The 17,777-nt window shown below is 35.5% G+C and carries 17 protein-coding genes; 16 read left to right on the forward strand and 1 reads right to left on the reverse strand.

Annotation, left to right across the window (positions count from 1 at the left end):
- Positions 1–6: 6 nt before the first annotated feature.
- From EZM65_RS07965 to EZM65_RS07985, 5 genes are all read left to right on the forward strand, one after another.
- Positions 7–2,397 (forward strand): 3-hydroxyacyl-CoA dehydrogenase/enoyl-CoA hydratase family protein, encoded by a 2,391-nt coding sequence (locus tag EZM65_RS07965; RefSeq protein WP_136668023.1) that lies wholly within the window; start codon positions 7–9, stop codon positions 2,395–2,397.
- 96 nt (positions 2,398–2,493) lie between these two features.
- Positions 2,494–3,675, forward strand: coding sequence for an acetyl-CoA C-acyltransferase (locus EZM65_RS07970; RefSeq protein ID WP_136668024.1), 1,182 nt, complete (start codon positions 2,494–2,496; stop codon positions 3,673–3,675).
- Positions 3,676–3,707: 32 nt separating this feature from the next.
- Positions 3,708–4,064 carry a four helix bundle protein gene (locus EZM65_RS07975; protein ID WP_136668025.1) on the forward strand — a complete coding sequence of 119 codons (357 nt, stop codon included), beginning with the start codon at positions 3,708–3,710 and terminating at the stop codon, positions 4,062–4,064.
- Positions 4,065–4,110: 46 nt separating this feature from the next.
- Positions 4,111–5,907 (forward strand): acyl-CoA dehydrogenase family protein, encoded by a 1,797-nt coding sequence (locus EZM65_RS07980; RefSeq protein WP_136668026.1) that lies wholly within the window; start codon positions 4,111–4,113, stop codon positions 5,905–5,907.
- Between the two features lie 96 nt (positions 5,908–6,003).
- The gene (locus EZM65_RS07985) at positions 6,004–6,525 is read left to right on the forward strand and encodes a superoxide dismutase family protein (protein WP_136668027.1); all 522 of its coding nucleotides are present in this window, start codon (positions 6,004–6,006) and stop codon (positions 6,523–6,525) included.
- A 96-nt stretch (positions 6,526–6,621) separates the two neighbouring features.
- Here EZM65_RS07985 and EZM65_RS07990 read toward each other — a convergent pair whose 3' ends face one another.
- The gene (locus EZM65_RS07990) at positions 6,622–7,296 is read right to left on the reverse strand and encodes a hypothetical protein (RefSeq protein WP_136668028.1); all 675 of its coding nucleotides are present in this window, start codon (positions 7,294–7,296) and stop codon (positions 6,622–6,624) included.
- An 88-nt stretch (positions 7,297–7,384) separates the two neighbouring features.
- Here EZM65_RS07990 and EZM65_RS07995 point away from each other — a divergent pair, with 88 nt between their 5' ends.
- The 11 genes from EZM65_RS07995 (at position 7,385) to EZM65_RS08045 (ending at position 17,684) form a co-directional block, all read left to right on the forward strand.
- Positions 7,385–7,948, forward strand: coding sequence for a YdeI family protein (locus EZM65_RS07995; RefSeq protein WP_136668029.1), 564 nt, complete (start codon positions 7,385–7,387; stop codon positions 7,946–7,948).
- Between the two features lie 166 nt (positions 7,949–8,114).
- Positions 8,115–9,503, forward strand: coding sequence for a phosphatidylserine decarboxylase family protein (locus EZM65_RS08000; RefSeq protein WP_136668030.1), 1,389 nt, complete (start codon positions 8,115–8,117; stop codon positions 9,501–9,503).
- A 187-nt stretch (positions 9,504–9,690) separates the two neighbouring features.
- Positions 9,691–10,371, forward strand: a complete 681-nt coding sequence (locus tag EZM65_RS08005; RefSeq protein ID WP_136668031.1) for a Crp/Fnr family transcriptional regulator — start codon at positions 9,691–9,693, stop codon at positions 10,369–10,371.
- 81 nt (positions 10,372–10,452) lie between these two features.
- The gene (locus EZM65_RS08010) at positions 10,453–10,911 is read left to right on the forward strand and encodes a YHS domain-containing (seleno)protein (RefSeq protein ID WP_136668032.1); all 459 of its coding nucleotides are present in this window, start codon (positions 10,453–10,455) and stop codon (positions 10,909–10,911) included.
- Positions 10,911–11,312, forward strand: a complete 402-nt coding sequence (locus EZM65_RS08015) for a DoxX family protein (protein WP_136668033.1) — start codon at positions 10,911–10,913, stop codon at positions 11,310–11,312. The genes EZM65_RS08010 and EZM65_RS08015 overlap by 1 nt, the downstream gene beginning before the upstream one ends.
- The gene (locus EZM65_RS08020; protein WP_136668034.1) at positions 11,309–11,797 is read left to right on the forward strand and encodes a DinB family protein; all 489 of its coding nucleotides are present in this window, start codon (positions 11,309–11,311) and stop codon (positions 11,795–11,797) included. The genes EZM65_RS08015 and EZM65_RS08020 overlap by 4 nt, the downstream gene beginning before the upstream one ends.
- Positions 11,785–12,495: an NRDE family protein gene (locus EZM65_RS08025; protein WP_136668035.1), complete on the forward strand. Its 711-nt coding sequence runs from the start codon at positions 11,785–11,787 to the stop codon at positions 12,493–12,495. The genes EZM65_RS08020 and EZM65_RS08025 overlap by 13 nt, the downstream gene beginning before the upstream one ends.
- Positions 12,495–13,508 carry a D-alanine--D-alanine ligase gene (locus EZM65_RS08030; protein WP_136668036.1) on the forward strand — a complete coding sequence of 338 codons (1,014 nt, stop codon included), beginning with the start codon at positions 12,495–12,497 and terminating at the stop codon, positions 13,506–13,508. Before EZM65_RS08025 ends, EZM65_RS08030 begins: the two co-directional genes overlap by 1 nt.
- A 36-nt stretch (positions 13,509–13,544) precedes the next feature.
- A complete protein-coding gene (locus EZM65_RS08035; protein ID WP_136668037.1) occupies positions 13,545–14,189 on the forward strand; it encodes a LysE family transporter in 645 nt (214 codons plus the stop codon).
- Positions 14,190–14,641: 452 nt separating this feature from the next.
- Positions 14,642–16,246, forward strand: coding sequence for a C25 family cysteine peptidase (locus EZM65_RS08040; RefSeq protein ID WP_136668038.1), 1,605 nt, complete (start codon positions 14,642–14,644; stop codon positions 16,244–16,246).
- An 862-nt stretch (positions 16,247–17,108) separates the two neighbouring features.
- On the forward strand, positions 17,109–17,684 hold the full coding sequence (locus EZM65_RS08045; RefSeq protein ID WP_136668039.1) for an NUDIX hydrolase: 576 nt from the start codon (positions 17,109–17,111) through the stop codon (positions 17,682–17,684).
- The last annotated feature ends 93 nt before the right edge of the window (positions 17,685–17,777 follow it).

Genomic DNA, 17,777 nt, shown 5'->3' on the forward strand with positions numbered 1-17,777 from the left:
CAAAAAATGAAAAGAGTAATTAAAAAAGTTGCTGTTGTTGGTTCAGGAATTATGGGTTCAGGTATTGCCTGCCATTTTGCAAACATCGGAGTAGAAGTTTTACTACTTGATATTGTACCTCGTGAACTAAACGAAGCTGAACAGAAAAAAGGTCTGACACTTGATAGTAAAGTGGTAAGAAACCGAATTGTTAACGACAGTTTAGCTAACGCTTTAAAATCGAAGCCCTCTCCTATTTACGATCAGAAATTTGCAAATCGTATCAGCACAGGAAATCTAACTGATGATATTGCAAAAATCAAAGATGTAGACTGGATTATCGAAGTTGTTGTAGAACGTCTTGACATTAAAAAACAAGTATTCGAACAAATCGACCAACATAGAAGACCGGGCACTTTAATTACTTCAAACACTTCTGGTATTCCAATCAAATTTATGAGCGAAGGCAGAAGCGAAGATTTCCAAAAACATTTCTGTGGCACGCATTTCTTCAACCCTGCCCGTTATTTGAAATTATTTGAAATTATTCCAGGTCCGCAAACTTCTTCTGAAGTATTGGATTTCTTAAATAACTACGGAGAACAATTCTTAGGAAAAACTTCGGTTGTTGCAAAAGATACACCGGCATTCATCGGGAACCGCATCGGAATCTTCGGAATTCAAAGTTTATTCCACTTGGTAAAAGATATGGGATTAACTATTGAGGAGGTTGATAAATTAACCGGACCAGTTATTGGCCGTCCAAAATCTGCCACTTTCCGTACTGTTGATGTGGTTGGATTAGACACTTTGGTACACGTTGCCAACGGTATTTACGAAAACTGTCCGAACGACGAAGCACACGAATTGTTCAAACTTCCTGATTTCATCAACAAAATGATGGAAAACAAATGGTTAGGAAGCAAAACCGGACAAGGTTTCTATAAAAAAGAAGGAAAAGATATTTTATCATTAGATTTAAATACGTTAGAATATCGTCCAAATAAAAGAGCGTCATTTGCAACGCTGGAAATGACAAAAACTATCGAAAAACCTATCGATAGATTTAAAGTTTTAGTAAAAGGAACAGACAAAGCAGGAGAATTCTACAGAAAATCTTTTTCTTCAATGTTTGCTTACGTATCCAACAGAGTTCCTGAAATTACTGACGAATTTTACAAAATTGACGATGCCATGAAAGCCGGTTTCGGATGGGAAAACGGTCCTTTCGAAATCTGGGATGCCATTGGTGTTCAAAAAGGTATCGAATTAATGAAAGCGGAAGGTTACGAACCTGCTGCTTGGGTTAATGATATGATTGCATCTGGAAATACATCTTTTTACACAGTAAAAGAAGGTGCTACACATTTCTACAATATTGCTTCAAAATCACAAGCAAAAGTTCCGGGTCAGGATGCATTTATCATCTTAAACAATATCCGCGAAAGCAAAAAAGTTTGGGGTAATGCTGATGCAACTATACATCACCTTGGTGACGGAATCCTGAATTTAGAATTCCACTCAAAAATGAATACTATTGGCGGTGGTGTAATCCAAGGTTTAAACAAAGCATACGATTTAGCTGAAAAAGAATACAACGGATTGGTAATTGGTAACCAAGGAACTAATTTCTCGGTTGGTGCCAACATCGGTATGATTTTCATGATGGCTGTTGAGCAGGAGTATGATGAATTAAACATGGCTATCAAAATGTTCCAGGACACTATGATGCGTGCCCGTTACTCTTCTATTCCAGTAGTAGTTGCTCCTCACGGAATGACTTTAGGCGGTGGTTGTGAGCTATCAATGCATGCTGATAAAGTAGTTGCCGCTGCAGAAACCTATATTGGATTAGTAGAATTCGGTGTTGGAGTTATCCCTGGTGGTGGTGGATCTAAAGAAATGGCTTTAAGAGCTGCTGATACTTTCCGTAAAAACGACGTTGAATTGAATGTTTTACAGGAATATTTCTTAACAATCGGTATGGCTAAAGTAGCAACTTCGGCTTATGAGGCATTCGATTTAGGAATCTTACAAAAAGGAAAAGACGTTGTTGTTGTAAACAAAGACCGTCAGATTGCCGAAGCCAAAAAACATGCTTTATTAATGGCTGAAGCTGGATACACACAACCGGCGAAACGCAAAGACATTAAAGTTTTAGGAAAACAGGCATTGGGTATGTTCTTAGTAGGAACTGACCAAATGGTTGCCGGACAATATATCTCTGAACACGATCAGAAAATCGCTAACAAATTAGCCTATGTAATGGCTGGAGGTGATTTGTCTGAACCAACATTGGTAACGGAACAATACTTATTGGATTTAGAAAGAGAAGCTTTCTTATCACTTTGTACCGAAAGAAAAACATTGGAGCGTATCCAATTTATGTTAACTAAAGGAAAACCGTTGAGAAACTAGATAACAGAATATAGAGAAAAGAATATAGAGCGTATCCGACAATTTCAAAAGTCTATTTTCTCTATTCTATTTTCTATGCTCTTAAAAAATAAAAACATGAAAACAGCATATATAGTAAAAGGATATAGAACAGCCGTTGGTAAAGCACCTAAAGGATTGTTCCGTTTCAAAAGACCTGACGAATTAGCCGCTGAAACCATCGAGTATTTGATGGCGCAATTACCGGGTTTTGACAAAACAAGAATTGACGACGTAATGGTAGGAAATGCCATGCCGGAAGCTGAGCAAGGATTAAACGTAGGCCGTTTAATTTCATTGATGGGATTAAAAGTAGACGATGTTCCGGGTGTAACTGTAAACCGTTATTGTGCATCAGGATTGGAAACTATTGGTATGGCAACAGCCAAAATCCAATCAGGAATGGCACATTGTATTATTGCCGGAGGTGCGGAAAGCATGAGTTATATTCCAATGGGTGGATACAAACCCACTCCGGATTATAAAGCTGCTGCTGCCGGTCATGAAGATTATTACTGGGGAATGGGATTAACGGCTGAAGCTGTTGCAAAACAATTCAATGTTTCCCGTGCTGATCAGGATGAATTTGCTTACCAGTCACACATGAAAGCCTTAAAAGCTCAGGCTGAAGGAAAATTTGATGCTCAGATTGCTCCTATCACTGTAGAACATACTTTCATTAACGAAGCAGGGAAAAAAGAAACCAAATCATATACTGTAACCAAAGACGAAGGACCAAGAGCAGGAACTTCTGTTGAAGCTTTAGCGGGCTTGAAGCCTGTTTTCGCGGCTGACGGTTCAGTAACTGCCGGTAACTCATCACAAATGAGTGACGGTGCTGCTTTCGTACTGATTATGAGCGAAGAAATGGTAAAAGAATTAAACCTTGAGCCTATCGCTCGTTTAGTAAACTTTGCTTCTGCGGGTGTAGAACCAAGAATTATGGGTATAGGTCCTGTGAAAGCGATTCCAAAAGCAGTTCAACAGGCAGGTTTAAAAATTTCTGATATCGAATTATTCGAGTTGAATGAAGCGTTTGCTGCTCAATCTTTGGCAGTAATCAGAGAATTAGACTTAAATCCTGAAATCATCAACGTGAATGGTGGAGCTATTGCATTAGGACACCCACTGGGATGTACAGGAGCTAAATTATCAGTTCAGTTATTCGACGAAATGAAACGCCGTGGCAACAAATACGGAATGGTAACCATGTGTGTGGGAACCGGTCAGGGAACTGCGGGGATTTTTGAATTATTATAGAATAAAGAATAAAGAAAATAGAGAATAGACTTATGAGTTTACGTCATAATTATAAAAATCTCAAAATTTGGCAAATTGGTATTGAAATCGCTAATGATGTGTCTGATATACTTTTAGAATTCCCAAAGCATGAAAGATTTGATTTAAGCTCACAAATAAGTAGATGTTCAGTATCTATTCCATGTAATATTGCTGAAGGTTCTGCAAGGACAGATAAATCTTTCAGCCATTTCATTGATATTTCTCTAGGTTCTTCTTTCGAATTAATAACTCAATTAATTGTTGCAAAAAATAGAAAAAATATAAACGAAACAATTTTTAACCAATTAGAATCTAAAATAGAAGAATTTCAAAGAATGACAATGTCGTTTCAAAACGGATTAAAATAGTCTCTTTTCTTTATTCTATTCTCTATTTTCTTAAAAAATAAAAACTATGGAAGATATTACAAGAGGAGGTCAATTCCTTGTTAAAGAAACTAAATGTGAAAATATTTTCACTCCGGAAGATTTTTCGGAAGAGCAGATTATGATGCGTGATTCTGTAAAAGAATTCGTAGACAAAGAATTGTGGGCACACAAAGACAAATTTGAGAAAAAGGATTACGCTTATACTGAAGAAGTGATGCGTAAAGCCGGTGAATTAGGATTTTTAGGAGTAGCTGTTCCAGAGGCTTACGGCGGATTAGGAATGGGATTCGTTTCTACAATGCTAACATGTGATTACATTTCAGGTGCTACAGGATCATTCTCAACTGCTTTCGGAGCACATACAGGTATTGGTACAATGCCGATTACATTATATGGAACGGAAGAACAAAAACTTAAATATGTTCCAAAATTAGCTTCGGGAGAGTGGTTTGGTGCTTACTGTCTGACAGAGCCGGGAGCTGGTTCAGATGCTAATTCAGGTAAAACAAAAGCTGAACTTTCGGCTGATGGAAAAACATACAAAATCAACGGTCAGAAAATGTGGATTTCAAATGCAGGTTTCTGTAATCTGATGATTGTATTCGCAAGAATCGAAAACGATAAAAACATCACTGGATTCATCGTTGAGTATGACCCCGCAAACACTAACGGTATCACTTTAGGTGAGGAAGAACATAAATTAGGTATCCGTGCAAGTTCAACACGTCAGGTATTTTTCAACGATACAGTTGTTCCTGCAGAAAACATGCTTGCAGGACGTGGTGAAGGTTTCAAAATTGCAATGAATGCATTGAACGTAGGACGTATCAAACTGGCAGCAGCTTGTCTGGATGCACAAAGAAGAACAATTTCAGGTGCTGTTAAATATGCTAACGAGCGTTTACAATTTAATACACCTATTGCAAACTTTGGCGCTATCCGTTCTAAATTAGCAACAATGGCAGCAAATGCCTATGTTGGAGAATCAGCATCTTACCGTGCTGCAAAAAGCATCGAGGACAGAATTACTGCACGTGAAGCTGAAGGTTCAACACATCAGGAAGCTGAATTAAAAGGAGTGGAAGAATTCGCTATCGAATGTTCAATCTTGAAAGTTGCTGTATCTGAAGATATTCAAAACTGTGCTGACGAAGGAATCCAGATCTTTGGTGGTATGGGATTCTCTGAAGACACTCCGATGGAATCAGCATGGAGAGATGCCCGTATTGCTCGTATCTATGAAGGAACAAACGAAATCAACCGTATGCTTTCTGTAGGTATGTTAGTGAAAAAAGCAATGAAAGGACACGTTGATTTACTGGGTCCTGCAATGAAAGTTGCTGAAGAATTAATGGGAATTCCTGATTTTGACACTCCTGATTACTCAGAATTATTTGCTGAAGAGAAAGAATTAATCGGTAAATTAAAAAAATCATTCTTAATGGTTGCCGGTGCGGCAGTACAAAAATACGGCCCGGACTTAGAGGCACACCAACAGTTATTAATGGCGGCTTCTGATATGTTAATCGAAATCTATATGGCTGAATCAGGAATTTTACGTACAGAAAAATTAGCAAAAGCTAAAGGTGCTGAAAACGTAAAAGAACAAATCGCAATGGCTCAGTTATACTTATACAATGCGGTGGATATCATCACACAAAAAGGAAAAGAAGGTATTGCCTCATTTGCTGAAGGTGACGAACAACGCATGATGTTAATGGGATTACGCCGTTTTACTAAATATGTAAATATGCCTAATGTTGTTGCTTTAAGAGAAACAATTGCATCTAAATTGGTTGCAGAAAATACTTATTGCTTCTAAAATTTAAATTTTAATTAGTTTGGTCAAAAAGGTCACAGCAGTTTAATTCTGCTGTGGCTTTTTTTTATTAAATTTATACCAATAAAAACTTACAGAATGAAAAAATTAACAATCATCTCAATACTTTCAATTGCAACCATATTTGCCTGTAAAACAACTTCCGGAGGCAAAAACGAAATTGTAGTAATGCTTCAACCTAAAAGCGACACACAAGTTTCCGGTTCCGCTACATTCACTGAAAAAGGCGGAGTTGTTACTTTTGAAGCTAATATCCAAGGATTAACTCCAGGTGAACACGCAATCCATATTCATGAAAAAGCCGATTGTTCTGCAGCTGATGCATCAAGTGCAGGCGGACACTGGAACCCTACCTTCAAGAAGCACGGAAAATGGGGCCAGGGAGAATATCACAAAGGAGATATTGGAAATTTCACCGCCGATGAAAAGGGTAATGGAACGATTACATTCTCTACTGACGAATGGTGTATTGGTTGTGGTGATGAAACAAAAGATATAACCGGCAAAGGTTTAATCGTACATAAAGGCGCTGATGATTTCACGACGCAACCAACAGGAAATGCCGGAGGAAGAGTTGCTTGTGCCGGAATAATTAAATAATTTTTTTTTTACACCTGACAGGTTTTAAAAACCTGTCAGGTGTAAAATAACTTGCTACTAAAAATTAATTTTCTTTAGAAATTTTAAAATTGTAAATCATTTTAATTCAAAGTTTTGAAAATTAAATGTTTTAAGTGTATTCATACAACTTTTTATAGTGAATAACTGTATATATGATTTTTTTCCACTGTTCATTTTTTCCATAACTATCAAATTATTTTTCTCTCTAAAAAATTCAATTAATTGAGTACTTATACCTCTAGATGTTAAAAATTTTATGACATCGTCATTCTTACTTTTATCAAACTCAATAATATTATTTTCAATATTGAAATTATATTTTGAAAATTCAATTCTAAAATCATTTCCTTGAATTAAATCTAAAAATTTTTCCACTTCACATCTTAACTTATCCAATAAAAAATAGAAAATAATTTCATTGATACCTTTGTGAATACTTATGGTATTATCTTCTTCGGCATAAAGTAAAGCTTCATAAAACTCTTGCTCATAAACCTTAATAACAGAATCTTTATAACTCCTATTCATAGTAAATCTACTAAATGGGATTCCTTTAAATTGTCCAATAATTTCGAATGGGCTACTACTACAATTGGGACGATTATAAAATGATTTAATCTCATTTTTATAATAATTATGATTACTACTAATACCATAAGTCTCAAATCTAGTTTGATATAAAGAAGTTTCATTAAGGCTTTCAAGAAATTTTTCTACTTTCAAAATTTTGTCTAATAATTTAGTTTTCATTGGCATATAATTTAATTAAAACATAAATTTATGAAAGAAATATCACATCCGAAAATTAGTTAAACTTGTTAAAAAAATTTTAATTATAATGACCAAACCCCTCCTCTACTTCAAAAATGCCCAGGAATGGCGTGCATGGTTGCATGACAATCATTTAATTTTCAATGGCGTAGAATTAATTTTTTACCGTGTGGATTCTGAAAATGAAAGCATGCGCTGGGAAGAAGCGGTACAGGTAGCGTTATGTTATGGCTGGATTGATTCAACCGTTAGAAAAATTGATAAAGAAAGAAGAAAACAGACTTTCGGACCACGAAAAGAAAAAAGTGTTTGGAGTAAACTCAACAAAACGTATATCGAAAAACTCATTGCCGAAAATTTAATGCACGAAAGCGGTTTACGGAAAATTGAGATTGCCAAGCAAAATGGCTCCTGGAATTCTTTAGATGCTGTCGAAAACCATGAACTTCCGGAAGATCTGCAGCAGGCATTTGACAATAATAGCGTTGCTTTAAAAAACTATCATAATTTCAGCCCTTCCTACCGCAAAAGCTATCTGTATTGGCTTAATCAGGCAAAACGTGAAGAAACCAGAAAAACACGTATTGAAGTGATCATTGATTTGTGTGAGAAAAACATCAAACAACGATAAAAAATTCAGTCAAAAACACACTTCTGTTTAGCATACATATTTAAGTAAAACCATTTAAAATTTACAATTTAATTAATTTGCGCTGCCAGTAAAATAAAAATTAATACGTAAATTAGTACAAATCAATCGGTGTTAAAATTAAAATGACACCTAAAACAAACTAACTATGTATAAAACTGACACATTGGGAATTAACTACTCCAAGAATCAAAGTCTTGGTCATTGGTTACCAAAAGATCCGCAGGCGGTAGAGTTTTGGATCAAAAAACTAAAAAAAACAGTGGCCGAAAATCCACAACCATTAATCCCTGAAATTGCCGATTTTCAACAAATGGTCTATTCAGATCCTGTTTTGTATGCCAATATGCAGGGAATGTTTGCCGAAGCACATTATTTAAAAAAAAGAACACCTCTGATTTGGGAAGCAGAGCCTACTACTTTTGAAGATTTTATTCAACTGTTAAATGCAATCATGTACACCGCTCCTGAAGCGTATCAAACAGGAGTACCTGGCAGTCAATCTCCTGCCGGCATGATTGGTTTTCCTATTAATGCTTTGCTGGCATGGCCTATGGCGACCACTTTTGGCTATGATGTTTTTTCAAATGCCTTAGTAAATCAGCAACTTAAAAAAATATTAACCTATTGGGCTAAATTCTTAGTGACCGAAGATTCAAGATATGTATTAATTGAAAATTACCCTTCAGAAGATGTAATTGCCTGGTTAAGCGAAACTGCGCAGCAGGAAATGGTTCAGGTTGCTGTATCAGCTTTAGGAACGGAACCCAATCCAATTTCTCCTGATGCAACGTTTGCAGATATCTTTAACTGTGATCCTTCGGATGTGTATTATGGTTACCAAAGCTGGGATGACTTTTTTACCAGAACCTTTAAATCTCAGGTGCGCCCAATAACAGAACCTGATAATGATGCTATCATAACAAACGCTTGTGAATCGGCTCCGCTGCAAATTGTAAAAAATGTGGCATTATCTGATCAGTTTTGGTTGAAAGGCCAACCTTACTCATTGGAAAACATGCTGAATTTTGATGAATTCACTCCTCAATTCAAAGGAGGAACGGTGTATCAAGCTTTTCTTAGCGCATTAAGCTTTCACCGTTGGCATAGTCCTGTAAACGGTACTATCGTTAAAGCCTATGTGGTAAATGGTACGTATTATCTTGAAAATTTAGGACAAGGTTTCTTTAATCCTGACGGTCCTGATGCATCTGCACCTAATAATTCACAAGCCTTCTTAACTGCTGTAGCGACCAGAGCATTAATCTTTATTCAAGCCGATAATCCTGCAATAGGCTTAATGTGTGTGATGCCTGTAGGTATGGCCGAAGTTTCCAGTTGTGAAATCACAGTAAAAACAGGTGATAAAGTAAAAAAAGGAGACCAATTAGGCATGTTCCATTTTGGAGGTTCAACACATTGTTTGATTTTCCAGCCAGGAGTAAATCTTGAATTCAACACCTATGGTGAAACACCGGGTCTTGATGCTGAAAATAACATTCGTGTAAACACAGAGATTGCCCGGGTAATTTCATAAAATCTGAAAATATCATTTTTTGAGTATGTCCTAAAAGTTACCGTTTGAGTCTAACTTTTAGGACATCTTATTTCATAACGATGCTATTTTTAACATTTTGTCAACCTCATCTAATAAAAAAAATATTAATCTGATTTATTATACAAACCTTTTTTCTACTTTTATTTAAAATGAATTGCTTTTCGAAATGTATGATGAACTAAAATACTGGTATTTAAGAGACCACAAATTATTCAGAACCTTAAGTATGTCACAATTGAAACAGTTGTGCATGATTATTGGTTTTAAAAAAGCAAAAAAAGGGGAAATCATCTACTTTTCAGATTCTGAGACACCTCGTGTATTTTTATTAAAAAGGGGAAATATAAAAATCGTATCCATTGATGAAGAAGGGAATGAAACCATAAAAGATATTATCCAAAAAGGAGATCTTTTTGGCGAACTAGAATTAGAACCGGATAAAACTTCCAATGAGTTAGCTGTAGCATTGACAGATGAAGTTTCAATCTGCAGTTTTCTATTGTCGGATTTTGAAAATTTAATGCTCAAGCATCCTAATTTAGCATTAAGTTATATGAAGTTCGTGGGATTAAAACTTAAACGAATCAAAAATAATTATTCCAATTTAATGTCTAAAGACGCTAAAACCCGTCTTAAAACATTTTTGCTCGACTGGTCCGAAAGAGAAGGCAATAAAGATGGCAACGTAATCTCCTTGGAAAACTATCTAACCCAAGCTGACATTGCGCAGATAATTTGTACCTCAAGACCTACAGCCACAAAATTGATTATTGAATTAGAAGAAGAAGGAATTATACAATATACACGGAAAGAAATTAATATCCCAAATATTGAACTTTTGCGATAAACTTTAAGCTTTTGTAAACTACCTTACAAAATACATTTTTCAGCCAGGTTAACTTTACATTATAATTTAAAAAACAACCACATGAAAAATCTTTTTTTTACAATCTTAATCTTGTTCAGCATAATCAGCTTTGGTCAAAATACTGCAAAGCGAACTAAACAATACAATATTGAATCTACATTAGCCATTCAAGGCTACGACCCTGTTGCTTATTTTAAGGCTAACAAAGCCATAAAAGGTAAAAAAGATTTAAGTTATGTTTTCGATGGCATTACCTATCATTTTGCATCAAAAGAAAATAAAGATGAATTTCAAAAATCACCTCAAAAATACGAACCTCAGTATGGGGGATGGTGTGCCTACGCTATGGGGAGTTCGGGCGATAAAGTAGAAATCAATCCCGAAACTTTTAAAATCATTGACGGCAAACTCTACCTTTTCTACAACGCCTTTTTCAATAATACCTTAAAATCATGGAATAAAGATGAAAAAGGTCTAAAAGCAAAAGCAGACACTAACTGGAAAAAAATTATAAACTAATGAAAAAGATAAATTTACAACTGGTAGTAAAAATTGTGCTGGCAATTATTTTGCTTCAAACACTGTTTTTCAAATTTACAGCAAGCCCGGAATCGGTTTATATCTTCACAAAATTAAATGCAGAACCTGTTGGAAGAATTTCTTCGGGAATTATAGAATTAATTGCCTCTTTTTTATTATTTTTCAAACGAACAAAATTCTATGCAGCTATTGTAATTTTTGGAACAATGACTGTAGCGTTACTATCGCATTTATTTGTTCTGGGTATTGAAATCATGAATGATGGAGGAACACTATTTCTATTAGCCTGTGTTTGTTTTGTTATAAGTGGTTATTTAGTATTTCGATATAAAAATGATTTTATAAAACATATTAACCTATTTAAACCAACCCGAAAATGAATTTTGCCTCAATTTCGAACACCCTCTCAGAGCTAAAAGATGTTATTAGCCAGTTAACCGACCATCATTTTATCTGTTCCATTCCAGCTCTAAGTAATGCCACTGTAGGAGAACATACAAGGCATATTATAGAATTATATCAAACGATATTAAAAGGGTATGAAACCGGCATTATTAATTATGACAAAAGGGTACGCGACAACACCATTCAAACCGTAAGAACACAAGCCATACTTGCTATTGATGACATTCTTAACAAAATAGAAAAAGAAGATAAAAAGCTGGTGATGGAACATTGCATTTCTGGAATTCCAACTTGCATAGAAACCAATTATTTTAGAGAAGTACTCTACAATTTAGAACACTGCATTCACCATCAGGCACTTATAAAAGTAGCTTTGTTAGACTTTAATTATGTCAATTATTCAGAAACATTTGGTATAGCGCCATCTACAATAGAATTCCGTAAAGCATGTGTACAGTAAGTTACGTTTTTAGCAATCAATCGGTCATTATCACCTCAAATCGGGATGAAAAAATTGCCCGGCCTAAAGCTTTGGTTCCCAAAACCTACATGGGGGAACATAAAAAAATGTTTTTCCCAAAGGATTCAAAAGCCGGCGGAACCTGGTATGTCTTAGATGATAAAGGGAATATAATGGTTTTGCTAAATGGTGCCGCCGAAAAACATATCCGTAAAGAAAACTACCGAAAAAGCCGTGGCTTAATCCTTCTCGAAATATTTGACAGTTGTGATTGCCTGGACAAATGGTTTACTATTGATCTTACTGATATTGAACCTTTTACCCTGGTGGTCTTTATAAACAAACAGCTCTATCAATTACGTTGGGACGGTACACTAAGAGATACCCAAAAACTAGACAATCAAGGCAGGTTCATTTGGTCGTCCTCTACCCTATATTCAGCGGATATTAGAATGGAACGAGAATTATTATTTAAAGCCTTTACGCAAAATAAAAGCGAAATTTCGGCAGAAGACATGGCACATTTTCACGAATATACCAATGATGACGATAAAGAAAACGGATTAATCATTAACCGAAATAATATCTTGATTACCCAAAGTATTACCCAAACCATTATTAATCAGAACAAAATGATTTTTACCCATAAAGATTTGGTTGCCAATCAAACGTATGAAAACACTTTTTTAATACTGTAATGAGACTTTTTCTACATAAACTGACAAATTGGGAATACTGGCCTTTTCAGGTAGTCTATATTCCTATTTATTTTCTTTGGGCCTATTATGCGGTAAAGTCTCGTTCACTTTTCTTTTTCAATGCTGTAAATCCAACGATAAAAAATGGTGGTTTTTTTAATGAAAGCAAAAAAGAAATTTACGATCTGATTCCACAGGAGTTTTACCCTAAAACCAGATTGGTACGACACAAAGAAACCTTAGAAATTTCTGAATTTGAATTTCCTTTCATTGTGAAGCCGGATATTGGTTTAAGAGGTTCTGCCGTAAAAAAAATCAATACGTTAGAGGAACTTCAAACCTACCATAACCAAGTCAATTTTGATTATTTAATCCAAGATTTAATTCCCTATCCTAACGAAGTTGGCATTTTTTATGTCCGATTTCCTAATGAACAAAAAGGAAGAGTCACCGGCATCGTAGCCAAAGAATTTATGATTGTTACGGGTGATGGAAAAAGTACTCTGGAAGAATTAATCAAACAAGATCCCAGATACGAATTTCAATTGGAAGTACTTCAAAACGAATTAAAAGAAAAAATACATACTGTTTTACCCAATGGAGAACAACTCAATTTGGTCCCGTATGGTAACCATTGCAGAGGAACAAAGTTCATAGATGCCAGTGATAAAATAAGTGCAAAACTAACGGAAACTATCGATGCCATGTGTCAGCAAATTGACGGTTTTTATTATGGCCGAATGGATTTAATGTACAATACTTGGGAAGAGTTGGAAAATGGTAAAAATTTCTCGATTGTAGAATTAAACGGTTCGGCCAGTGAACCTACACATATATATGATCCCAACCATTCTATCTTTTTTGCCTGGAAAGAAATTGCCCGACATATTACTTATATGTTCCAAATAAGCCAACAAAACCATGCTAAAGGCGTTCCTTACCTCAACCATAAAGAAGGAATGCAGGAATACCGCAAACATCAGGAACATTATAATTTGATAACGCAGATTTAGAATAAAGAGAAAAGAAGAAAGAAAAAAGACTACTAAATGATACCCTATCTTAAAAATAGTGTCGTAGGTTTTGCCATTAGTTTTGTGGGTTCTATACCGCTGGGGTATTTGAACGTGATAGGTTTGCAGTATTACGAAAAGGGAAATATACCCCCTACGCTATTCTTCTTACTGGGTGTGGTACTCATAGAAAGTGCAGTGATTTATTTTACAGCAAAAGGAGTTTCAAAAATTGCTTTGCAACCCGAGCTTAAAACCAAAATCTCCTTATTTAGTATCATTTTTTTAGTACTTCTCGCCTATTTAGCAAAACCAACCGCCGCACACGAACCTGCCCACCAAAGTTTTAACTTGATCCAATTCATACACTATCCATTTCTCACTGGAATGGTATTAAGCAGTTTGAATTTTGCCCAAGTCCCCTTTTGGCTCAGTTGGAATGTTTACATGCTCAATGAAAAGTATATAACACCACAACAAAACGGATTACTATGGTACACTTTTGGCGCTGTTATAGGCACTTTTACAGGAATGCTCTCCCTCATTATAGTGTTACACAAAACGGTAAGCTATACCCAGTTTTCGTTTCAAAAATACATCTCTTTTATTTTTATAGGCTTGGCCATGTGGCAAATTGCAGTTTTGATTAAAAATAAAATCATACGTCCAGAACAGGCTTAACATAATTTTCCAACACTTTCTACACTTATCCTCTTGTGATTATTTTTCTCATTACTAAAAAAAATATCACAAATGATTTACACCAAATAATAAAAAAACTAAAGTCATTGTCCAATTTAAAGAGTTGTTGAACTGTAATAATTCTAGAATAAAACTAAAACAAATACTGTATTTATTTGTAATATTTTTCTTATCTTAGTGATAATCAACTACTTCATAGACATCTAGTCAAAATTAGAGGTATATGTATTAGTGAGTAATACATATAAACAAGTTATGTACAAATTTAAAAACGAAATCGGTCAAAAAAGGGCTGACCGCCCGATGTGAAAATAAGCAAACAAAAAGTGGAGACTAGAACCCACTTTAAAAAACGGACGTGACCTATTCGGATATTTTTAACAGGGGTGATACCGAAAAACCAAACGAATAGGAAACAAAACATAAAAAACATGGCAAAACAACCAACCAAGTTTAGTAAGCTAAACTTAAGTAAAATCATCCAGTTAAGGAAATTCAAAATCAAGTATGACAACATACGCAACCTTGAACTGCTTGACAAAAACAAGAATTACAAACTCGAATCATTTAACCAATATCGGTTAAAAATTGACTCAAATATCTTCAAAATTCTTACCATTTGGGGCAGAAGCAGACCAACGTTTAATTCGGATGAAGCCTATCTTCAAAATTATTCCAGCTTGCATTATACAAAGGGCAAAGTGGCAATAATAGTAAACTCTGGAATTTATGATGCCGTAAGGGCTTCCATAAACCAATATGTAATCGATTTAGCACATGATGGTTACTTCGGCCTAGTTTACACTGTAAACGGCGCAAGCCCATCGGGTTTAAAAAATCATTTGAAGAGTATCATCGGGCTTAAAGGAGCAGTAATGGTAGGCAGTGTACCCGTGGCATGGTTTGAAATGTCCGATGATTTTGACGACAGCTCATCAGAGTTTCCTTGCGACCTGTATTACATGGATCTAAATGGTAACTGGACCGACCCCGACGGCGATGGGAAATTCAGTACTAATACAGGGACTGTACAGCCAGAAATCTGGGTATCACGTGTATGGACACCCACCGAAGGCGGTAACAATACCCAACAAATCATCGAGTTTTTTAACCGTAATCACCAATTTAGATTAGGATTATCGGGCTGCTCACGTAATGGCCTAAGCCTGATTGACGATGATTGGGAACACTTTGGCGATTGTGCTATGGATTCATTTCTGCCATCAGCAGGTATAGAAACTATCACCGATCCAGCACAAACCACCGGCGACAGGTACAAAACAGAGATAAATAGTACGAGAGGCTGGGTAACAATTGGCGCCCACTCTTCTCCCAACGGTCACTCGTTCAAGAAATCTGGAGGCAGTGACTGGGTTTCCAATACTTACCTGCGAGATACACGTCCGCCAAAAGGTTTTTTCTATAATCTTTATGCCTGTAGCAATACCCGTTTTACTACGGATAATTATATGGGTGGTTGGTATATTTTCGACAATCCTGGAGGCGAACAATGCCGTGGGCTAGCAGCAGTGGGTAGCACAAAAACCGGTAGTATGCTGTATTTCGAAAACTTTTATACCCCCATGGCCTCTGGTAAAGTAGTTGGCGAAGCCTACAAAGACTGGTGGATAGCACTCGGTCCGGACCACGACCTTGGCGAACGCAGATGGTTTTATGGTATGAGCTTGCTTGGCGATCCAACCATCAATTGGTGGAATGGGGCCACTCCCGTACTCATAGGCCCATCAAACGAAGCCGTTTTCAACCATTTTCCTCGAAATACAACATTTACATGGGCTGCAGTGCCAGTTAGCGGAGCTACTTACACTATCGAAATAGACGCTTTTGGAGCCAGAAATTCAGGGCAATGGGCTGCACAGACCGGCGAACACTGGCTGGTGCAGTCCGGCATAACAGGCACAAGTTTCAACCACATTTTTGTAGGTGCCCAACGTGGCAGATGGCGTATAAAAGCAAATGTTTCCGGATTAAATCTCCCATGGAGTGAGTGGCGCTATTTTAGATATACGATATAATATTTCAATTGTTTCTTTTTTAGCAGGATAGAATTGTGAAACAACTATCTGCTAAAAGTGGGTTTGAACCTATTTTTTCAAGTATATCAACAGAGAAAAGCAGCACATAACCAGATAGCGCTGATTTACTTCGTCTGTTCGCTTCGCTCGAGTTTAATCCGTGCATACAAAGAATATTAACCACAATTCCAAAAAGTTGTGGTTTTGTTTTTTACAAACATTAGGAAAATAATTAATAGATTATTTAGATAGATTTGTTTTGAAGCATATTGTGAGCACGGATTATAAATCCGCGCCATCGGGTATGCTCTCCCTCATTATAGCGTTACACAAAAAGGTAAGCTATACCCAGTTTTCGTTTCAAAAATATATTCCTTTCATTTTTATAGGCTTAGCAGTATGGCAGGTTTTCGTTTTGATTAAAAACAGACTGACAAAAGTGGAAAAGATTTAAAATAGTTACCCTCTTCTACTACACATACTACAACATGACTCCGTGATATTTTTTCTCAATAAAAAAAAATTATCACAAGGCTGTGATAAAAAATTTGTGATAATTTAAATTATCACGAAAAAAATATCACAACTGATTATAGACAGCTTTTCATTATTTTTTAAAAGTTTGAACCCTAAACTAAAAATATTTTGCCTCTTTACAGAAAATCATAATTTTCTTACAAATACTTTTTTATCTTAGTATTCAAATAAACAAAAATATTCAAAATACGTATAGCGTANTTCAAATAAACAAAAATATTCAAAATACGTATAGCGTATATTTGATAGTTGGCGGTCAGTGTGCCAGAATCGGGAGAATTCAATAACTTAATGCAACAAATGATAATTTATAAAACTTAAAATTATGATAAGAATATGCATGTTTAAATATTTCACTTTAGTAATTTTTATGTTATTAGCTAGCATAAATTCTTTTGGACAAGTTGAAAAGGAAATTTCAGTCTTTAACAGACTCTTGATTTTAAATTCAGAAAATGAGTTATTAGTTGTGAAAATTGAAAATGCAGATATGTGGGTAACACCTGGATTTTACCAAACCGAACAAACAATAAGACAGGGTCTGGATAGCATAGCATCTACATATGAACTTAAAATAGAAATACCAGAATTGAAAGGTGTTTTCTTTCTAAAAAGAGATATAAATGGAGAATTATCAACTTCGATACGAAATATTTATACCGCTAAAACTAAAGATAAGGAATTGAAAAAACCGAAAGGAATAGAAGATATAAAATGGTTGCCTGTTAATAAGGCTGTAGAGCAAATTACTTTCCCACACATTAATGCAATGATTGAGCAAATTATGAATAACCCAAAAAAAGTGTGGGGTGGTTACTTATCTCAATTCAAAGACAATGGACAATGGAAAACAAAAATATTACAAGATTTTTATGTTATATCAGAAATAGAGTGCAAATGAGGAGGTTAGTTTCTTATGATTTTTGAAATTGAAAAACTCAAAATATTTAACCAAACTGAGCCATTTTACTAAATAACTAATTAAAAAAACACC

This window comes from Flavobacterium sp. H122 (assembly GCF_004959765.1).
Classification (GTDB): domain Bacteria; phylum Bacteroidota; class Bacteroidia; order Flavobacteriales; family Flavobacteriaceae; genus Flavobacterium.

What these genes read in the sequence shown, in the direction of transcription:
- EZM65_RS07980 (WP_136668026.1), top strand. Translation starts at nt 4,111, where the DNA reads ATGGAAGATATTACAAGAGGAGGTCAATTCCTTGTTAAAGAAACTAAA.
- EZM65_RS08045 (WP_136668039.1), top strand. Translation starts at nt 17,109, where the DNA reads ATGATAAGAATATGCATGTTTAAATATTTCACTTTAGTAATTTTTATG.
- EZM65_RS07990 (WP_136668028.1), bottom strand. Translation starts at nt 7,296, where the DNA reads ATGAAAACTAAATTATTAGACAAAATTTTGAAAGTAGAAAAATTTCTT.
- EZM65_RS08015 (WP_136668033.1), top strand. Translation starts at nt 10,911, where the DNA reads ATGAAAAAGATAAATTTACAACTGGTAGTAAAAATTGTGCTGGCAATT.
- EZM65_RS08030 (WP_136668036.1), top strand. Translation starts at nt 12,495, where the DNA reads ATGAGACTTTTTCTACATAAACTGACAAATTGGGAATACTGGCCTTTT.
- EZM65_RS07985 (WP_136668027.1), top strand. Translation starts at nt 6,004, where the DNA reads ATGAAAAAATTAACAATCATCTCAATACTTTCAATTGCAACCATATTT.
- EZM65_RS07965 (WP_136668023.1), top strand. Translation starts at nt 7, where the DNA reads ATGAAAAGAGTAATTAAAAAAGTTGCTGTTGTTGGTTCAGGAATTATG.
- EZM65_RS08035 (WP_136668037.1), top strand. Translation starts at nt 13,545, where the DNA reads ATGATACCCTATCTTAAAAATAGTGTCGTAGGTTTTGCCATTAGTTTT.
- EZM65_RS08025 (WP_136668035.1), top strand. Translation starts at nt 11,785, where the DNA reads ATGTGTACAGTAAGTTACGTTTTTAGCAATCAATCGGTCATTATCACC.
- EZM65_RS07970 (WP_136668024.1), top strand. Translation starts at nt 2,494, where the DNA reads ATGAAAACAGCATATATAGTAAAAGGATATAGAACAGCCGTTGGTAAA.
- EZM65_RS08000 (WP_136668030.1), top strand. Translation starts at nt 8,115, where the DNA reads ATGTATAAAACTGACACATTGGGAATTAACTACTCCAAGAATCAAAGT.
- EZM65_RS07975 (WP_136668025.1), top strand. Translation starts at nt 3,708, where the DNA reads ATGAGTTTACGTCATAATTATAAAAATCTCAAAATTTGGCAAATTGGT.
- EZM65_RS08005 (WP_136668031.1), top strand. Translation starts at nt 9,691, where the DNA reads ATGTATGATGAACTAAAATACTGGTATTTAAGAGACCACAAATTATTC.
- EZM65_RS08040 (WP_136668038.1), top strand. Translation starts at nt 14,642, where the DNA reads ATGGCAAAACAACCAACCAAGTTTAGTAAGCTAAACTTAAGTAAAATC.
- EZM65_RS07995 (WP_136668029.1), top strand. Translation starts at nt 7,385, where the DNA reads ATGACCAAACCCCTCCTCTACTTCAAAAATGCCCAGGAATGGCGTGCA.
- EZM65_RS08020 (WP_136668034.1), top strand. Translation starts at nt 11,309, where the DNA reads ATGAATTTTGCCTCAATTTCGAACACCCTCTCAGAGCTAAAAGATGTT.
- EZM65_RS08010 (WP_136668032.1), top strand. Translation starts at nt 10,453, where the DNA reads ATGAAAAATCTTTTTTTTACAATCTTAATCTTGTTCAGCATAATCAGC.